The sequence below is a fragment of the Vibrio sp. AIC-3 genome (assembly GCF_013114515.1).
GTDB classification, from domain to species: Bacteria; Pseudomonadota; Gammaproteobacteria; order Enterobacterales; family Vibrionaceae; genus Vibrio; species Vibrio crassostreae_C.
In genome coordinates this window covers 49,151-64,950 of sequence record NZ_VTXG01000012.1, presented here as the reverse complement: position 1 = coordinate 64,950, position 15,800 = coordinate 49,151, and the positions used below count along the sequence as shown (strand labels likewise).

Genomic DNA, 15,800 nt, shown 5'->3' with positions numbered 1-15,800 from the left:
AATAAGAAAGCCATAGCGAACATGCTATGGCTTTTTTGTTTGTGCAAACCGTGTTGAATTCTCTGAATCTAGAGCATCATCTTCAATACATAGTTCCTAGAGACAAAGTGATGTTTAAGTGCGGCACTGATATGCAGCACAATTAAACAGGCTAGGGCAATACAACTGGCACGATGTAAATAGAAAAAGAAGCCGTTGATTGCAGAGTCGGTAATTAGATTATTTACGCTCACTAACCAAAATAAAGAGTACGGTTCTTTTAGCATTAAGTAGCCGGTGCTGAAAACCATAAACATCACAAGATACATCAAAGAGTGTGCAAGCTTGGCAACGCATTTTTGCCCTTCAGGCACAGAGGTTGGCATGCTTGGCGACGAGCGAAAGTGGCTCCAGATATAACGAACCACAAGCAGTGGCGTCGCAACGGTCGCCAATGACATGTTGAGCACTGACAGAAAAGAAAACAGCTCTGGATGACTGGTGACATAGTGCATCACATACCCTACGATCGTTGCATAGATGATTACAGAAGCCATTACCCAGTGCAGTACACGGCTTACTAAATCGTATCGTGGATTATTCAAATTAACCTCGTTCTGATCGTTATTAATATAAGATTCATCTCGATGCAATAAACCATTTTTCGGTATATTCGCATCGCGAATTAATCATATAGAACAGTATTACGCGGTATTTTTATAATTTAGAAATTAATGATGTTGCTTCAGGTGTTTTATAATTATCAATGATGTTTTAGAGTGTTAATTCCAATATGGACATAGCAAACTTGTCGACTTCCTAGCTTGTATGCCTATTACGAGATACAGTTAGTCTAAATATAAACATATAAGGAATGTATAATGCTTCGAATCTTATTGATTACAGTTATCTCGGTGTTTAGCTCGATGAGTTTTGCAAGCGAAGAGGATAAATACTCTGAACAGGAGTATTTGGATAGACCGCTGATGGAACGCTATATATTGGATGAGCTGAAGCAACTGCGAATGGAACAGCAGGATCTTGAAAGACGCTTGACCATTCAGATGACTGACCGGGAACTGACTGTGGCAGACAAGTCTCTGAATTACGCCAATGTAACCGTAACCTACTTCTTCTACATTATTGCTGGTGTGGCCTCTCTTATCGCGCTGGTGGGTTGGCAATCCATCAAAGAGCTTAAACACACAACTCAAGACATGGCTGATAAGCGACTTAATTCTATCGCTCAAGACTATGAGAAGAAGTTTAATGTTCTTGAACGGGATCTTAAGCGCAAGACCAGAATCATTTCCGACAACAACCGCGAAATTGAAATTATCAATGAGATTCATAACCTATGGTTGAGAGCACAGAACGCACAAACGGCAGAGCAAAAAATTGAAATCTACGATGAAATACTGAAGGTTCGTCCTGGAGATTTAGAAGCACTTACTGCCAAAGCTGACGCTGCTATGGATATACAGGAATACCACTGGGCAATGAGTCTTTGTAACCGTGTATTAGAAGTCGATGACCAAAATGCTCATGCCTTGTATCAACGTGCTTGCGCCTATGCTCGATTAGGGGCAGAAGGTCAAGCTATCGATGACTTAGAGCGCGCTATTGAAGCCAGTGGGTCCATGAGAGAGCTGCTAACTGAAGAGCCGGACTTTGAGATGCTGCGAGGCTTAGAACGCTTCGAAGTACTTCGTGAAGAGTAATATGAGGTAAAGATCCGTGTTAACTAAGGTGGTGGGCTTTGCATGCTCACCATACTTTCACACCTATCGCGCTATGGTTTCTTACATTTCATTTATTTTTTTGATTTAATTGTTATGTTATAACACTTTCTAAGTTCCTCGTTATAACCGCTAAGTATTTTATGAAGTTCCTCCGTATTGGTCTGATCGTTACTGCGATCAGCGCATTTTCCCTTGCTGCTTTGCTCTCTTTTCACTCCAAACCAGCACCAGAAATCTCTATCAAAATAACACCTTACCAAGGTTCTCAACCTAATGATAAGGAAGTCATCGACTCGCAAGCGACTCCCAACTCTTTGGTTAAGGTCCATTATTTTGTGAAAGTTGGCGATACGCTAAGCAACATTTTTTCGTCATGGCAACTGCCATATGGAACCGTTCAAAAGGTGATGGAAGCGGATCTGGAGTCTTTGAAACTCGACACAATAAAACCTGGTGACCATCTAGAGTTGCTTTTGGATAGTGACTCAAAACAGCTTGTGGAGCTGATTTATCACGAGAGTTTGGTTGAGCAAGCAGCCTTTACTCGAAACGATGATGGTAGCTTCACCTATAAATTCCACGAGATCCCAGGCGAATGGAAAGAAAAACTCTATGCGGGTAGTGTTCACGGTAGCTTTTCAACGTCAGCCTACAAAGCGGGGTTAACTACTAACCAGATAGCCAATATCACCCGCACACTAAAAGACAAAGTCAACTTCGCTCGAGAGCTGAGAGCTGGTGATAGCTTCAATGTATTGGTCAAAGAGCAGTACACGGATGATCACCTAACGGGTAAAACAGAAATTCAAGGTATCTCAATTCAATTAAGAAACCGAGAAGTCGCAGCTTTTCTAGCACCAGATGGTCTTTTTTATGACAGAGAGGGAAATAGTCTAGAGCAAGCCTTTGATAGATACCCAGTCGACAGAAAATTCCGAAGAATCACTTCTTCGTTCAATCCGACACGAAGACACCCAGTAACTGGGCGAATCTCACCGCACAATGGTACCGACTTTGCGACACCTGTTGGTTCACCTATCTACTCAACTGGTGATGGTCGAGTGGTGGCACTTCGTGACCACCCGTATGCTGGTAAATATTTGGTGATTGAACACAACAGCGTATATACGACGCGTTATCTTCACTTGAGCCGCTTCTTAGTTAAGAAAGGTCAGCAAATTAAGCGAGGTCAGAAAATTGCGCTATCGGGTGCTACTGGTCGTATTACTGGCCCGCACTTGCACTTTGAGGTATTGGTTCGTGGTCGCGCCGTCGATGCGATGAAGGCGAACTTACCAATGGCAAGCTCAATTATGCCTAAAGATAGAAAAGAGTTTTTGGCTCGAATTGCCTCTTTTGATGCCATGATTTCTGAGCCAGAAGATCGTGCGAGTTAGAGATATTCAAGCCTAGTTTGGCAGCGAATACAATAACGCCCCTTAGCTAGCGATTCAGCTAAGGGGCGTTTTTCTAGGTAATCGCATGATTTAGCGAGTGATTCAGTTAAGCAACCACCACTGCCGTGCCACTAGCAGAGACCATCAACATGCCATTACCTGTTCCCAAGACTTCGTAATCAATATCTACGCCTACCACCGCGTTGGCACCCGCTTCAATCGCTTTCTGTTCTAACTCTTTGAACGCGTAGTTACGTGCTTTTTCCAGTTCTTTCTCGTAGGTGCCAGAACGTCCACCCACAAAGTCACGAATTCCTGAAAACATATCTTTGAAAACGTTCACCCCTAGAATGGCTTCTCCGGCAATAACCCCTTTGTAATCGACAATGCGCTTGCCTTCGACTGATTGTGTGGTGGTAATAATCATAATGGCCTCTTGTAAGCTTGCTGAGCTGTCACTCGCTTATTGATTGATAGTTTGGTCTTGCTCTTGAATGTCATCGTTCAGTGCTGTCTCTGAGCGTGTGAATTCATGTCTTAACCATGTTCTCAGTTTTAGCACACTTTCTTGTTTTAATTTGTTTTTTGGGCAAACAAAGTAAAAATCTTGGTGCGGGTTAGCAACCGGTTTACCCAGTTCGACAAGCATCCCGTGGCTGATGTCATCCTTCACAAACAAGCGATGTGTAACCAATACGCCTAGTGAACGAATCGCAGCTTGTACTGCTTGAATGGAGACATCGAATGTCAGGTTGCTATGGAATGTGGGCATTGGGATTTGGTAATTGTCGCACCACACTTGCCAGTCGTGTTGTCGCCTGAGGTTAAAAACGCCAATGGTCGGGTTTTGTTTGACGAGTTGTTCGACGCTCAATCCGGTCTGGTTTTTTAATATCGTAGGGCTACACACCAAGATTAGGTCATCGTCGCCCAGTTTCTCGCTGTAATATTGTTCCCACTCGTTGGGTTTGCCATGTACAAGCGCAACATCGACCCCTTCCTGCTCGATATCGAAAGGGCCAGTTAGCGTCGAAATGCGGATATCAAGTGAGGGAGCGAAGGCTTGGAAGTCGGGAACTCGTGGGATCCACCAGTGCATCGCGAGTGAGTTCACCATGTTGAGAGTAATGCGGTGATCGTTAGGTGTTCTGGCAAGCTCTTCGGTCGCCTCTATCACTTGCTCAAGTGCGGGAGCAACTTTGCGGTAATAACGCTTACCTGCGGCATTAAGAACAACACGACGGCCGACTCGTTGAAACAGAGGCTTGTTGACCAGTTGTTCTAACGACTTTATCGCTTGGCTTACCGCAGAGTGACTGACGTACAGCACCCGAGCGGCGTCGGTCATGCTGCCAGTCTCAGCGACAGCAATGAAAGCGTAAACGGATTTAAGCGGAACGAGTTTTTTCATTGGTAAGTTTTCCTTACAGTTATCGTTAATATTACTCGCTATTTTTCATTACGTCACGCCTCTAAAATAGATGTCATAGGAGGTGATAATTATGTCTGATATTACCAAGGCGACGACTTTCATGTTGTTGTCGACGTTCAGTTTGTCTTTAAGCGGCTTAATGGCCAAGTATCTATCTGAAGTGATGCCCACTTCGTTGCTCAGTTTTGTGCGTTTTTTGTTACCCAGTCTGTTTTTATTTCTTTTTCTGACTTTTTACAAAATCAGCAAGCCGACACGAGAAATGTGGAAACCTTTGGTGATGCGAGCGATCTTTATGGTGGCGTGTCAGTGGTGTTTCCTTACTTCACTGCAAACCTTAACGCTGGTTGAAGGGGTTGTGTTATTCAGTACGGGTCCTCTGTTTATTCCATTGTTAGAAAAGTTAATATTTAGAACCAAGATTCATACAACGACGATCGTGTGTTTAGCTGTCACTTTTGTTGGCGTAGTGATGATGGCGGGGGATTGGTCGCAGTTTGAGTTGGGTTCGGAGTTCTTTAGACCTGCGCTTCTGCTTGGGCTTCTCGCGGGGGTATTTAATTCTGGCTCGCAAGTGAGTTTGTACCGAGCGTCTAAAACCAGCCTGACTCCGGCAGAGCTTAACGCGTGGACCTTTTTAGTTGCGGCAATTATTGTGATACCAATGGTTGTGTTTACTTCTGTTTCTGCGGTGCCTGATGTACTTGAAAGTGCAGAGAAAGGAACCTTGTCGGCGTTGCTGTCTTTTGACGATTTACGCTGGATTGTTCTCGGATCACTTGGTCTTGCAATGTTTACCATCAATACCCAAATCTTCCGTTCCAAGGCGTATAAGCTTGCAGACAGTGGCTCCCAGTTGGCACCTCTGATTTTTACTAACATGCTGTTTAGCGCGCTTTGGCAGGGCTTGTTCTTTGATGATGTGTTTTCTACACAGCAGATGATTGGCATTAACCTGATTGTCGTGGCGAGCATCACCAATACATTGCTGGCAAAAAGACACAGCAAGGCGAAAGCCAAACAAAAACCGCACACCACAGTGGCTGTAGCGACTGTAGTGGACGTTGCGGTATTGGACTCGGCAGCTAAAAGCTAACCATTGAGTTATGGCTTATCCTCTGAATGGTTAATTTAAAACTTAGAACAATGAGCGTATGTATTCTTTTACTCGGTCGATGTGTTCGTGCGGGTCAATCTCGCAGCGTTGGTTCATTTCTAGGAATCGCTCAGCGTATTTATCGTAGATTTTGTTTTCCAAAAACAGCAGATACAACTTGGGATCGATATGACCGCTGGTGGCCATGTCGGTCATGATGTTGAGTGATTCGCTTAAGAGTTTACCTTTCTTATAAGGGCGATCACTAGAGGTGAGCGCTTCAAAGACATCAGCAATTGCCATTGCTCTGGACGGCAGAGGTAACTGGTCTTCGTTTAAGCCTCTTGGGTATCCCTTACCGTCGATACGTTCGTGGTGTCCGCTGGCGATATCCGGAATGTTTTGAAGGTAAGGCGGGTAAGGCAGCTTGTTGAGCATGGTGAAGGTTTGGATAATATGATCGTTGATCATGAAACGTTCTTCATCGTTTAGCGTACCACGGCGTACTTTCAAATTGTGCAGTTCACCTTGGTTGTATTTAACTTCTCCGGGCTTAAGTACAAACGCTTCTTGCCATACATCGGCAGGGTTAAAGCCATTGTCCCAAGGTATTTTATGCTCCGGTTTGTCTGCAAGCAGAGGCTCCATGACAGGCAAACCCTTTTCCTGACTTGTTGGCTCAGTTCTCTCTTTCTCAACCGACTCTTTTTGGGTGTTAAATCTCTCTTTTTCAGACCAAGACAAACCCAATTGATCATCCAGTGTACGTTTCCATTGGCGTTTGGCTATTTGATCTAAGCGTTCTAGCTGCTCTTCCGTCATAGATTCGCCGCCAAGATTACACTCAGCAACGAAGGCAAACTCCTCATCCAGTTCAGACAGGTTTTGTTCGAGTATTTTGAGTTGTTCTTCTTGTAGTGCACCGTTCGCCATCGCTTTCCAGTAATCGGTTTCCGCTTGCTGTTTCAACAACTCAAAACGCATTCGCACTTCGTGGATTCGGTCGTAAATGGTTTCCAGTTTTGTTGCCTTATCTACCACATATTCAGGCGTGGTCACCTTGCCGCAGTCATGAAGCCAAGCGGCGAGCATCAACTCTTCCCACTGTTTACTGTCCAATGAGAATTGCGGGTAATAGCGGTCATCATCTATGGTTGCTTGAGTTAGCCATTTGGTGAGCTCAGGCACTCGTTGGCAATGCCCGCCCGTATAAGGTGACTTGGTATCAATCGCCGATGCAATCAGCTCAATAAAGGCATTAAGCATGTCTTTTTGTTGCTGCATTTGGTCGATGTTGTCTTTCGCTATTTCCGCAAAGCTGAGCAACTCTCTTAAAAAGGCGTGCTTGTCTGCCTGCATCTTGGTAATTGGTCTCTCATAGCCAATTGCCACAATCCCTACCAACAGTTTCTCTCGGTTTAATAGTGGAAATAGGTACAGGTCTGAATTGAAGATCGAATCTTGGTAATAGTTGAGAACATTGTCTTCTCTGTTCAAATGGATCGTCTCACCAGATTTAAGCTGACACAGCAACCAAGGCGTGTGTTTGATGAAGTCATTGATGTCGGCCTTAAAAGGAAGAATGGCAAGGTTGGCTGCCGTATCAAACACGTCTTTCTCTTTGGATTGAGTGAAAAGGACAATGGTTTCTGCTTTGGTAATTAAATAGCTTTGATGAGCAATGTTCTTGGCTAAGAACGAAAACTCCTGATTCCCGGCGGTGTCTCGAAGTAGGGTAATCAGATCATGAAGCGTGTGTTCCATTAGCTCAATCGAGTGGGCGAGGTTAGCCACTTCTTGAATCATGCTTTTGGGATAATGAGTACGCCTGAAGTCGAACCGAGCGATGTTGTCGGTGAGTTGCATCAGCGTATTGAGCGGCTGAGACAGTCGATTAGCAACAAACCATACGATAGCGAAGCAGATGAACAACATCCCAATCGCGACCGCAACTTGCTTGTCTCGCATCGAGATAAGATCAGCGAGCAGCTCATTGTGTGGCGTCGCTTCTGCCAAGTATAAGGTGACATTTTGAGTCAGTTGAACCGGCGTTAGCGTTAGTGCCCAAGTGTTTAAGTTGTACTCAACGTTTTTTAGATTGAGGTTAAACTTCTCTTCATCAGAGATAAGCGGCGCAATAACGGACGCTTTCAATGCTTCCATCTGTTCACGTTTGGGCACATTAAAGAAGCTTTGGTCTTGCTCACTGCCAGAGAGATTCCCCGTCGTTTGGTTGTTCGTTTGCTCAGTTTTACTTGTGTCATCAGATTGGGAGTCAGGCTTGGGTACTGATAGCTCAAGTTGATGCTGACCGAGAAGATTAAAATGTTGATCGAACAAGGCGAGTCGGGTTTGCGGAGAATAAGCTAATTCACTGATCTGAGAAGAGAGGGAACTCAACGTAAAGTCGGCACCAACCACATGCTTGCCATCGGCAGAACGCCTAGAGAGTGTAATGCCATTGGTTTGCAGGAAATAGAATAGATAGGGCTCAGAGAGTTGTATTGAGCCATCAGGCTTTGCGTTACGAAACCAAGGACGAGTGGTGGGGTTGAACTTACTCTCTGCTTGTCGAGTACTGATCACTTGATGTGCGCCATCAAGATAGGTAATAAAGTTTTCACCGTCTAGATTGGTGCTGCTGACCATCATGGTCGCTTTAGCGGGCGCGCTGTTTTCGGCTCTCTGTTTATTGGTGCTTAATGGACGAAAGATTCTGAAGTCACCATCTTCAGAACCATAAAATAGAGCGACCAAATTGGTGTTTTGCTTGAAGATGATATCGACCGAAGCAAGCCAAGAGTCTTTTTCGACAGCGGAAGCTTGATGAGCAACAAACGGGCTCACCGCCATCACATTTAAGGTTGTGATAACAGGGGCAATGGCTTGTTTAAATACTGATTCCAGTTTGTCGCGGTGCTCATTACTGATCTCGCGCACTGTGCCTAGCAGCAGCTCTTGGGAGTGCCGATAACTAATCGAAATCAATACCGCACCGACAAGTGTTGTCAAAATTAGGAAAAGGCTAGTGATGTGGATACTCAGCGGATATCGTCTTCTTCTCATCTAACACTCCAGTTTGTAGGCTGGTTTAAGTATTGACGAACTTGGGTAGGTTGCAAAAAATTGGCGCAATTACCGAGTGTGTGCGGTTCGACTTAGATAAGACCAAGCGCTGGCTGGCTCTGGTTAGCCACGTATTCCCGTGTCGTGTAAATGAACCAGTAATAAACCTTTATGTTTGGGTGCTAATTGTCACTTTCAGCTGATAAACTGGCCGAATTGTTGCCATTAGGCATTCATTTTCTGAAGTATTCTTTTCCTGAAAGAGATTCAGAGTTACTTTCTGAAAAACGTATTTTGACCGAGCGAAGAGGGCATTGATTCATGGAACTCAAAGTAGATACTCACACCCACACATACGCAAGTGGTCATGCTTACAGCACATTGATCGAAAACGCCAAGTCGGCAAAGCAAAATGGTTTAGCCATGTTTTGTACTACTGATCATTCAGGATCAATGCCGGGCGCGCCACACTATTGGTTCTTCAGCAATCAGCGTGTGCTCCCTCGTTTTATTGAAGATGTCGCAATTATTCGAGGTGTTGAGTCAAACATCATGAACACACAGGGTGAAATCGACATTCATCCGAGTGTGGATAAGAACTTGGATTGGGTGATCGCGAGTTTTCATGAGCCAGTATTTCGCCCATCGGATGTCGCTACCCATACAGAAGCATTGTTGAATGTGATTAAGGGCGGTCGAATTGATGCGCTTGGTCACTTAGGCAATCCTAATTTTGATTTCGATTTCGAAGCCGTTATTCAATGTGCGGTTGAGAACAACGTGGCGATTGAGATCAACAACACCACACTCAAAGGCAATAGCCGAGTTGGCAGTGTTGACCGCTGCTATGAGATTGCAAGAATAGCGAAAGCGAAGGGTGCATTTATTACAACAGGCAGCGATGCGCATTTCTGTTTAGATGTCGGTGGCTTAGACTTAGTCGCAGCATTGTTAGATGAAGTGGGCGTAGATTCGAGTAAAGTGATTACCCATTCGCCAAAGCAGTTCCTAGCCTTTTTGGCCTTGCGCGGTCGTAATGAAATCCCAGAATATTCAGATCTTGTTTAAGAGAATGTCGGCGGGTTTGCATTTCGACACAATCAATTTTTGTGCCTGAAAGATTTTTGTATACACTAGCCGAAAATAATAAAGTCGAAGTGCCACAGTAATGACGGCTCTAACTTCAAAGACACCGCTTCACCTGGAGAAACAATGAAAACTCGCTCAATCCTTTTATCTGGCTTAATCGCTGCTTCAGTATTGTCTGGCAACGCATTTGCTAATGTAGACCTTAAGAAAAACATGCAAGAAATGAAGCTTGCGTTCAAACAAGCGGCAGAAGCTCAAAGCATTGAAGAGATGCAAAAGCCTATCGTTCGTTTAGATACGCTAGTGGCAGAGCTGAAAACGGGTGTTTACCCAGTCGAGAAAGAAGACAACTTCATGGAAGGCTTCAAAAAGATCAGTGCATCACTGGATAGCATTGAGCAGAAGCTAAACCAAGGTGACTTAGCGTCGGCACAGCAAGAACTTCGTACTATTGATGGCCTTCGTGAAGAGTACCATGAGAAGCGTAACCCAAGCATCTGGAGCAAGATCTTCGGTTAATTCGTTAATCATGAACGTTTGCTAGATAGGTAACAAAGAGCAAACCTCAAGATTCGATTTCTAAAACGCCGCCTTACATTACCCTCTTTCGAGGAAGGTGTAAGGCGGCGTTTTTATTGTCTCTTTTATCGAAAGCCTGCTGCAAAGAGATGAGTATTACTTTCTTAGTTTTAGTGTTGTAACCAGTATTTAACGAAAAAGAGTGTGCGTTAGCTTCAATTTTTTAACTTGCTGTTAATCTTTACGTTTACCTATATTCCAAGTCCCTCATAATAAGGGAAATTTATAAAGACTTGGAATAATGCGCCGAACCTCGTTCAACTTCTTCATGTTACTTGCAACAGCATTAAGCTGGGCGCTAGTGACATTAATGCCTGTTATCAATGCTCATGGTAATAGTGCGGGAGTATGGGCGTCGTTATGTACGGTCAATGGCTTTGAATTGGTTCAAATCGAAGAAGGCGAACCTAATACTCATAAAGGAAAGCCGTGTCCGTTTAGCCATTTTTCCACGTTTCACCAAGATGAACTTCCCACTACACTACTGACAACTCGACTGAGTTCTATTGTCTCCGACAGCTACGCTTTTTTGGCTCTAAGCGAACGCTACACGAGGCAAGCCCCGCGCGGCCCTCCCTTTGTTATTGCTTAAACCTAACCCATTAAAATAATTAAAAAATAAAGTATTAAGTAAAGTTAAACATGCTCAGATTACTTTCTGATTTTTCAGAAGGTATGTTTGCGTGTGTCAAAGGAAATTATAATGTTGAGAAATGAATCTCAAACCCCTGCGAAAGCACAAGCAACTTCGCAGTCTAAAAGCAGTGCAACAACCGGTTCGGAAACCAATATAAAAAGCAAAGACCGCAATAAAACCCTCTATTTCCTCACATGGCGCTGGCACTTCTATGCTGGGCTATTTGTTATCCCGTTTATGTTAATGCTGAGCATTACAGGTTTGGTGATGCTGTTTGATGATGAAATCGAATTGACTTTCCACCACGAAGCCCTAGAGATTGTTGCATCGGGCGAGCCGATTAAAGTGTCACAACAGTTAGCTGCAGTACAACTTCAATACCCACAAGGTTCGGTTACCCAGTTTGTTCCGAGCAAAGCTCCTGATCTGGCTAACCGCTTTTCGGTAGCACTTGTAGACGGCACATCGGTCTTCGCCACGGTAAATCAATATACGGGCGAAGTGGTCGGAGAGATTCCGCGTAGCGACAGCCTGTACCAACTCGCGAATGACATTCACGGCACTTTGTTGATTGGTGATTGGGGTGATTATCTAATTGAAGTCGCAATAAGCTTGTCTATTCTGTTGCTCATCAGTGGTATTTACTTATGGTTACCTAGAGATAACGCGAGCCGCGCTGGTTTTCTTAAGCTTCGATTTGGTTCAGGAACGCGTATTTTAATGCGTGATCTGCATGCGAACATTGGAGGTGTGTTATCGCTCGTTCTGTTGTTGTTTATTCTGTCTGGATTGGCATGGACAGGTTTTTGGGGCGGTAAGCTTGTTCAAGCATGGAGCACTTTCCCTGCTCAAATGTGGGACGATATTCCGTTGTCTGATAAGACGCACGCTTCCCTCAACCATGGCTCAGAAGAAGAGCTACCTTGGAACTTGGAGCAAACACTATTGCCTTTGTCTCAAGATAAGCCAGCAGAACACGTTCATCATGTGGAAGAGGTGACGGAACCTCATGATCACTCTAAGATGGGTGAAGATCACTCTCAACATGTGTTGTCAGCAAGCAACTTCGACATTGATGACGTTACTGAAAAAGCATACTCACTTGGTTTCACTCAATACAAGGTGAATTTCCCGCGTTCAGAAACAGGTGTTTACACGGTCACAGCCAACACTATGGGCGGTGACATCATCGATCCAACGCAGGATCGTACTACGCACCTCGACCAATACTCAGGTCGTATTCTGGGTGAGGTGACATGGCAAGATTATAACTTCATTGCCAAAACGTTAGCGGTAGGTATTTCATTGCATCAAGGTGACATCAGCATCATTAACAAGCTTCTAAATGCTTTGTTTTGTTTGGCGTTCATTGTTGTGTCCGTGACTGGCGGTGTGATGTGGTGGATACGTAGACCTTCAGGTCAAAGAAAGCTTGGCACGCCACCGAAGTTTGGCGATGCAGGGCTTTGGAAGACAGGTTTAGTGATCGTGATAGTTATTTCAGTACTGTTTCCACTGGCGGGAGCGACGATCGTGACAGCAATGCTGCTGGATTGGTTACTATTTTCACGCGTTGAGAAATTCAAGACGGCATTGAGTTAATTGATATACAAACTGACCTCCTTTTTGAGGAGGTCAGTTTCATTATTCAGATGACATGCTCTGTTTATTAAGAAGACGTTAGACTTGTACAGCTCTATATTTGATAAAGCTCTAGATTTCATAAAGCTCTAACGGAAGCCCGTCAGGATCGGCAAAAAAAGTAAATGCTTTACCTGTAAATTCATCAATTCGGATCTGTTCGACTTCGATTCTTTGTTCTTCCAAATAGCTTTTGATTTGTTGAACGTCATCAATACAAAAAGCTAAGTGTCTTAGCCCTTGAGCTTCAGGAAAGCTAGGCCTTTCTGGCGCGTTAGGGAAGCTGAATAGTTCTATTTGAGCACCATTAGGTAGCGCTAAATCAAGTTTGTACGACTGGCGAGCCTCTCGATAGTTTTCGGCAATGATCTCAAGTTTTAAAATCTCGGTGTAAAAGTGCTTCGATGCGTTGTAGTTTGAACAGATTATGGCTGCGTGGTGTATTCCTTTCAACATCAGTTTATTTCTCCTGCCAACTTGTCACCTAAGTGCTCCATGGCGTAATCAATGAATACACGCAGTCGAGCGGGCATGTACTTGGTTTGAGCAAACTGCATCGCAATCGCACCATGGTAATTACTCTTGATGGTCCAATCTTCCAACACTTGTACTACAGACCCTTCAGCCAACGCATCTTGAATCACGAAGTCATGGAAAATACCGACGCCTAGACCTTCTTTCACACCTTTCAGTCGCATCTGCGAGTGGTTAACTGCGTAACGTCCACTGACGGGTACTGTGTGAAATTCATCATCTTTAAGAAAATCCCAAATGTGATCTTTGTCTGTCTCTGCAAGATACAAACAGTCGTGTTCAGACAGCTCGGTAGGGTGGTGAGGAATCCCCTTGGCATCTAAATAGTCAGGGCTTGCACACAACACGAGGTTTGTTTTTCCTAACTCTTTCAATACTAAGCTTTCGTCGGGCTTATCAGTCAGGCGGAAAGCAATGTCGATGCCTTGACGTAAAATATCGATGTCGCCGTCAGCCGCTCTCAATTTAAGTTGGATTTCTGGATACTGATTTAAGAATGGAACAACGAAAGGCTGCAATACCGAATTCAAGAAGGCTTCAGGCGCCGCTACCGTTATCGAGCCTGCAGGTTCGGTATGGTCGGAGGTAGACAGTTCAACGGCTTGTTGCGCTGCGTTGATCATCACCACACTCTGATCATAAACCAATTGACCCGCTTGCGTAATGATAAGGGTACGAGTGGTACGCTCAAACAGTTTCACCGATAGCGCTTTTTCCAAGCGGGTGATGAGCTTACTCAAGGCTGATGGTGTCACGCCTAACTGTTTTGCTGCAGCCGTAAAACTACCTTCGTTAACCACCAAAATGAACGAGGCGAGATCCGGAAGCAGGGCGATGAGTTTTGGGTTAATCATAAGTATCCAGTTAAGCTAGTTTCAACGATGAACTTAATGGTCATTGTGAGCGATTTACTTTGATTTGTGAATCAATTTCATTAATTGATTGACGTGATTGCTCTGATAGGTTGTTGTGTTTGAAGCTCATCTGTATAGCGGCGTTGCTGCTGCGCATTCTGAGATGAAAAATTGAGATTTGATATGAAAGCGAAATTAGACGGAAATTATAGCTAATTTGGCGTTTAAAAAAGCAGGTGAAGGGCGTTAATGTGCCCTATGTCACTGGGATGAACTATTATTGGTGCCTGTGATTCATTAATGTTTTTCCAACTAAAGGGATAATCGGAACGGGGATGTTCAACTAGAATATAGGCATAAGTTTTACAGTGTAAATGATCGTGTTGAGATCGTTTACATCCCTACATAAAGCGGCGCGCGATGCTGCTAAATTATAACTAGGAAGGAATGAGACAATGTCTTCTGCATTTTACCAACAGATTCAAACTCAAATCGAAGAAGTTAAAGAAGAAGGTCTTTACAAGTCTGAGCGCATTATTACTTCTGCACAAAAAGCAGCGGTTTCTATCTCGACTGGTGAAGAAGTACTAAACTTCTGTGCAAACAACTACTTAGGTCTTGCCAACCACCCAGCTCTTATCGAAGCAGCTAAAGATGGTATGGATCAGCACGGTTTTGGTATGGCTTCAGTACGTTTCATCTGTGGTACTCAAGATTCTCACAAAGAACTAGAGCAAAAGCTTTCTACGTTCCTAGGTAAAGAAGACACTATCCTTTACACATCTTGTTTTGATGCAAACGCTGGTTTGTTCGAAACAATTCTAGGTAAAGAAGACGCAATCATCTCTGACGCACTAAACCACGCATCTATCATCGATGGCGTTCGTCTGTGTAAAGCAATGCGTTTCCGTTACTCGAACAACAACATGGAAGAGCTAGAGCAGCAACTTATCGCTGCTAAAGAAGCTGGCGCTCGTCACACACTAATCGTAACTGACGGTGTGTTCTCAATGGACGGCGTAGTGGCTAACCTTCCTGCTATCTGTGACCTTGCAGACAAGTACGATGCACTAGTAATGGTTGATGACTCTCACGCAGTGGGCTTCATGGGCGAAAACGGAGCGGGTACTCACGAGTTCCACAACGTTGTAGACCGTATCGATATCATCACTGGTACTCTTGGTAAAGCAATGGGTGGCGCTTCAGGCGGTTACACTTCTGGTAAGAAAGAAGTGATCGACTGGCTACGTCAGCGTTCTCGTCCATACCTATTCTCTAACTCTGTTGCTCCTGCAATCGTATCTGCGTCTATCCGCGTTCTAGATCTTCTTGCGGAATCTGGCGACCTACGTACTCAACTATGGGAAAACTCTGCTCACTTCCGTACTCGCATGGAAGAAGCTGGCTTCACTATGGGCGGTGCAGACCACGCAATCATCCCAATCATGCTTGGTGATGCAAAAGTAGCGGCTGAGTTCGCTGAGCGCGCACTAGAGAAAGGCATCTACGTTGTAGGTTTCTCTTTCCCTGTAGTGCCAAAAGGTCAAGCTCGTATCCGTACGCAAATGTCTGCTGCACACTCTCGTGAGCAACTAGACCGCGCAATCGATGCGTTCATTCAAGTTGGTAAAGACATGGGTATCATCTAATTTTAAAGGGATGCCACGAGCATCCTTTAATTAGATAGAGCAACACCCAGTAGAATATATAGATTTTTGATTCTCGCCTTACAGTTAGGCGAGATGAACTAGGTA

14 protein-coding genes are annotated in these 15,800 nt (G+C 44.3%); 8 read left to right on the top strand and 6 right to left on the bottom strand.

Features of this window, described 5'->3' with window-relative positions:
* Positions 1-68: 68 nt before the first annotated feature.
* Positions 69-584, bottom strand: coding sequence for a cytochrome b (locus tag F0229_RS10640; protein WP_171732799.1), 516 nt, complete (start codon positions 582-584; stop codon positions 69-71).
* 276 nt (positions 585-860) lie between these two features.
* Between F0229_RS10640 and F0229_RS10635 the strand changes: the two genes are divergently transcribed.
* Together F0229_RS10635 and F0229_RS10630 are read left to right on the top strand one after the other, a co-directional pair.
* The gene (locus tag F0229_RS10635) at positions 861-1,700 is read left to right on the top strand and encodes a tetratricopeptide repeat protein (RefSeq protein ID WP_171732798.1); all 840 of its coding nucleotides are present in this window, start codon (positions 861-863) and stop codon (positions 1,698-1,700) included.
* A 161-nt stretch (positions 1,701-1,861) separates the two neighbouring features.
* Positions 1,862-3,118: a peptidoglycan DD-metalloendopeptidase family protein gene (locus tag F0229_RS10630; protein WP_017064801.1), complete on the top strand. Its 1,257-nt coding sequence runs from the start codon at positions 1,862-1,864 to the stop codon at positions 3,116-3,118.
* A 106-nt stretch (positions 3,119-3,224) separates the two neighbouring features.
* Here F0229_RS10630 and F0229_RS10625 read toward each other — a convergent pair whose 3' ends face one another.
* Both F0229_RS10625 and F0229_RS10620 read right to left on the bottom strand, forming a co-directional pair.
* On the bottom strand, positions 3,225-3,545 hold the full coding sequence (locus tag F0229_RS10625) for a heavy metal-binding domain-containing protein (RefSeq protein WP_004730185.1): 321 nt from the start codon (positions 3,543-3,545) through the stop codon (positions 3,225-3,227).
* 36 nt (positions 3,546-3,581) lie between these two features.
* On the bottom strand, positions 3,582-4,529 hold the full coding sequence (locus tag F0229_RS10620; protein ID WP_102428808.1) for a LysR substrate-binding domain-containing protein: 948 nt from the start codon (positions 4,527-4,529) through the stop codon (positions 3,582-3,584).
* 91 nt (positions 4,530-4,620) lie between these two features.
* Here F0229_RS10620 and F0229_RS10615 point away from each other — a divergent pair, with 91 nt between their 5' ends.
* Positions 4,621-5,646, top strand: coding sequence for a DMT family transporter (locus F0229_RS10615; protein ID WP_171732797.1), 1,026 nt, complete (start codon positions 4,621-4,623; stop codon positions 5,644-5,646).
* 42 nt (positions 5,647-5,688) lie between these two features.
* Here the strand turns inward: F0229_RS10615 and F0229_RS10610 are convergent, their stop codons facing one another.
* Positions 5,689-8,712 (bottom strand): HD domain-containing phosphohydrolase, encoded by a 3,024-nt coding sequence (locus F0229_RS10610; protein ID WP_171732796.1) that lies wholly within the window; start codon positions 8,710-8,712, stop codon positions 5,689-5,691.
* Positions 8,713-9,033: 321 nt separating this feature from the next.
* Here F0229_RS10610 and F0229_RS10605 point away from each other — a divergent pair, with 321 nt between their 5' ends.
* From F0229_RS10605 to F0229_RS10590, 4 genes are all read left to right on the top strand, one after another.
* The gene (locus tag F0229_RS10605; protein ID WP_171732795.1) at positions 9,034-9,780 is read left to right on the top strand and encodes a phosphatase; all 747 of its coding nucleotides are present in this window, start codon (positions 9,034-9,036) and stop codon (positions 9,778-9,780) included.
* A 144-nt stretch (positions 9,781-9,924) separates the two neighbouring features.
* Positions 9,925-10,320, top strand: coding sequence for a cytochrome b562 (locus F0229_RS10600; RefSeq protein ID WP_171732794.1), 396 nt, complete (start codon positions 9,925-9,927; stop codon positions 10,318-10,320).
* Between the two features lie 301 nt (positions 10,321-10,621).
* Positions 10,622-10,972 carry a hypothetical protein gene (locus tag F0229_RS10595; RefSeq protein WP_017064798.1) on the top strand — a complete coding sequence of 117 codons (351 nt, stop codon included), beginning with the start codon at positions 10,622-10,624 and terminating at the stop codon, positions 10,970-10,972.
* Positions 10,973-11,083: 111 nt separating this feature from the next.
* The gene (locus tag F0229_RS10590; protein WP_171732793.1) at positions 11,084-12,619 is read left to right on the top strand and encodes a PepSY domain-containing protein; all 1,536 of its coding nucleotides are present in this window, start codon (positions 11,084-11,086) and stop codon (positions 12,617-12,619) included.
* Between the two features lie 111 nt (positions 12,620-12,730).
* Here F0229_RS10590 and F0229_RS10585 read toward each other — a convergent pair whose 3' ends face one another.
* Together F0229_RS10585 and F0229_RS10580 are read right to left on the bottom strand one after the other, a co-directional pair.
* Positions 12,731-13,114 carry a VOC family protein gene (locus F0229_RS10585; protein WP_171732792.1) on the bottom strand — a complete coding sequence of 128 codons (384 nt, stop codon included), beginning with the start codon at positions 13,112-13,114 and terminating at the stop codon, positions 12,731-12,733.
* Positions 13,114-14,046 (bottom strand): LysR family transcriptional regulator, encoded by a 933-nt coding sequence (locus F0229_RS10580; RefSeq protein ID WP_017059538.1) that lies wholly within the window; start codon positions 14,044-14,046, stop codon positions 13,114-13,116. The genes F0229_RS10585 and F0229_RS10580 overlap by 1 nt, the downstream gene beginning before the upstream one ends.
* 455 nt (positions 14,047-14,501) lie before the next feature.
* Between F0229_RS10580 and F0229_RS10575 the strand changes: the two genes are divergently transcribed.
* Positions 14,502-15,695 carry a glycine C-acetyltransferase gene (locus tag F0229_RS10575; RefSeq protein WP_017064793.1) on the top strand — a complete coding sequence of 398 codons (1,194 nt, stop codon included), beginning with the start codon at positions 14,502-14,504 and terminating at the stop codon, positions 15,693-15,695.
* Positions 15,696-15,800 lie beyond the last annotated feature (105 nt).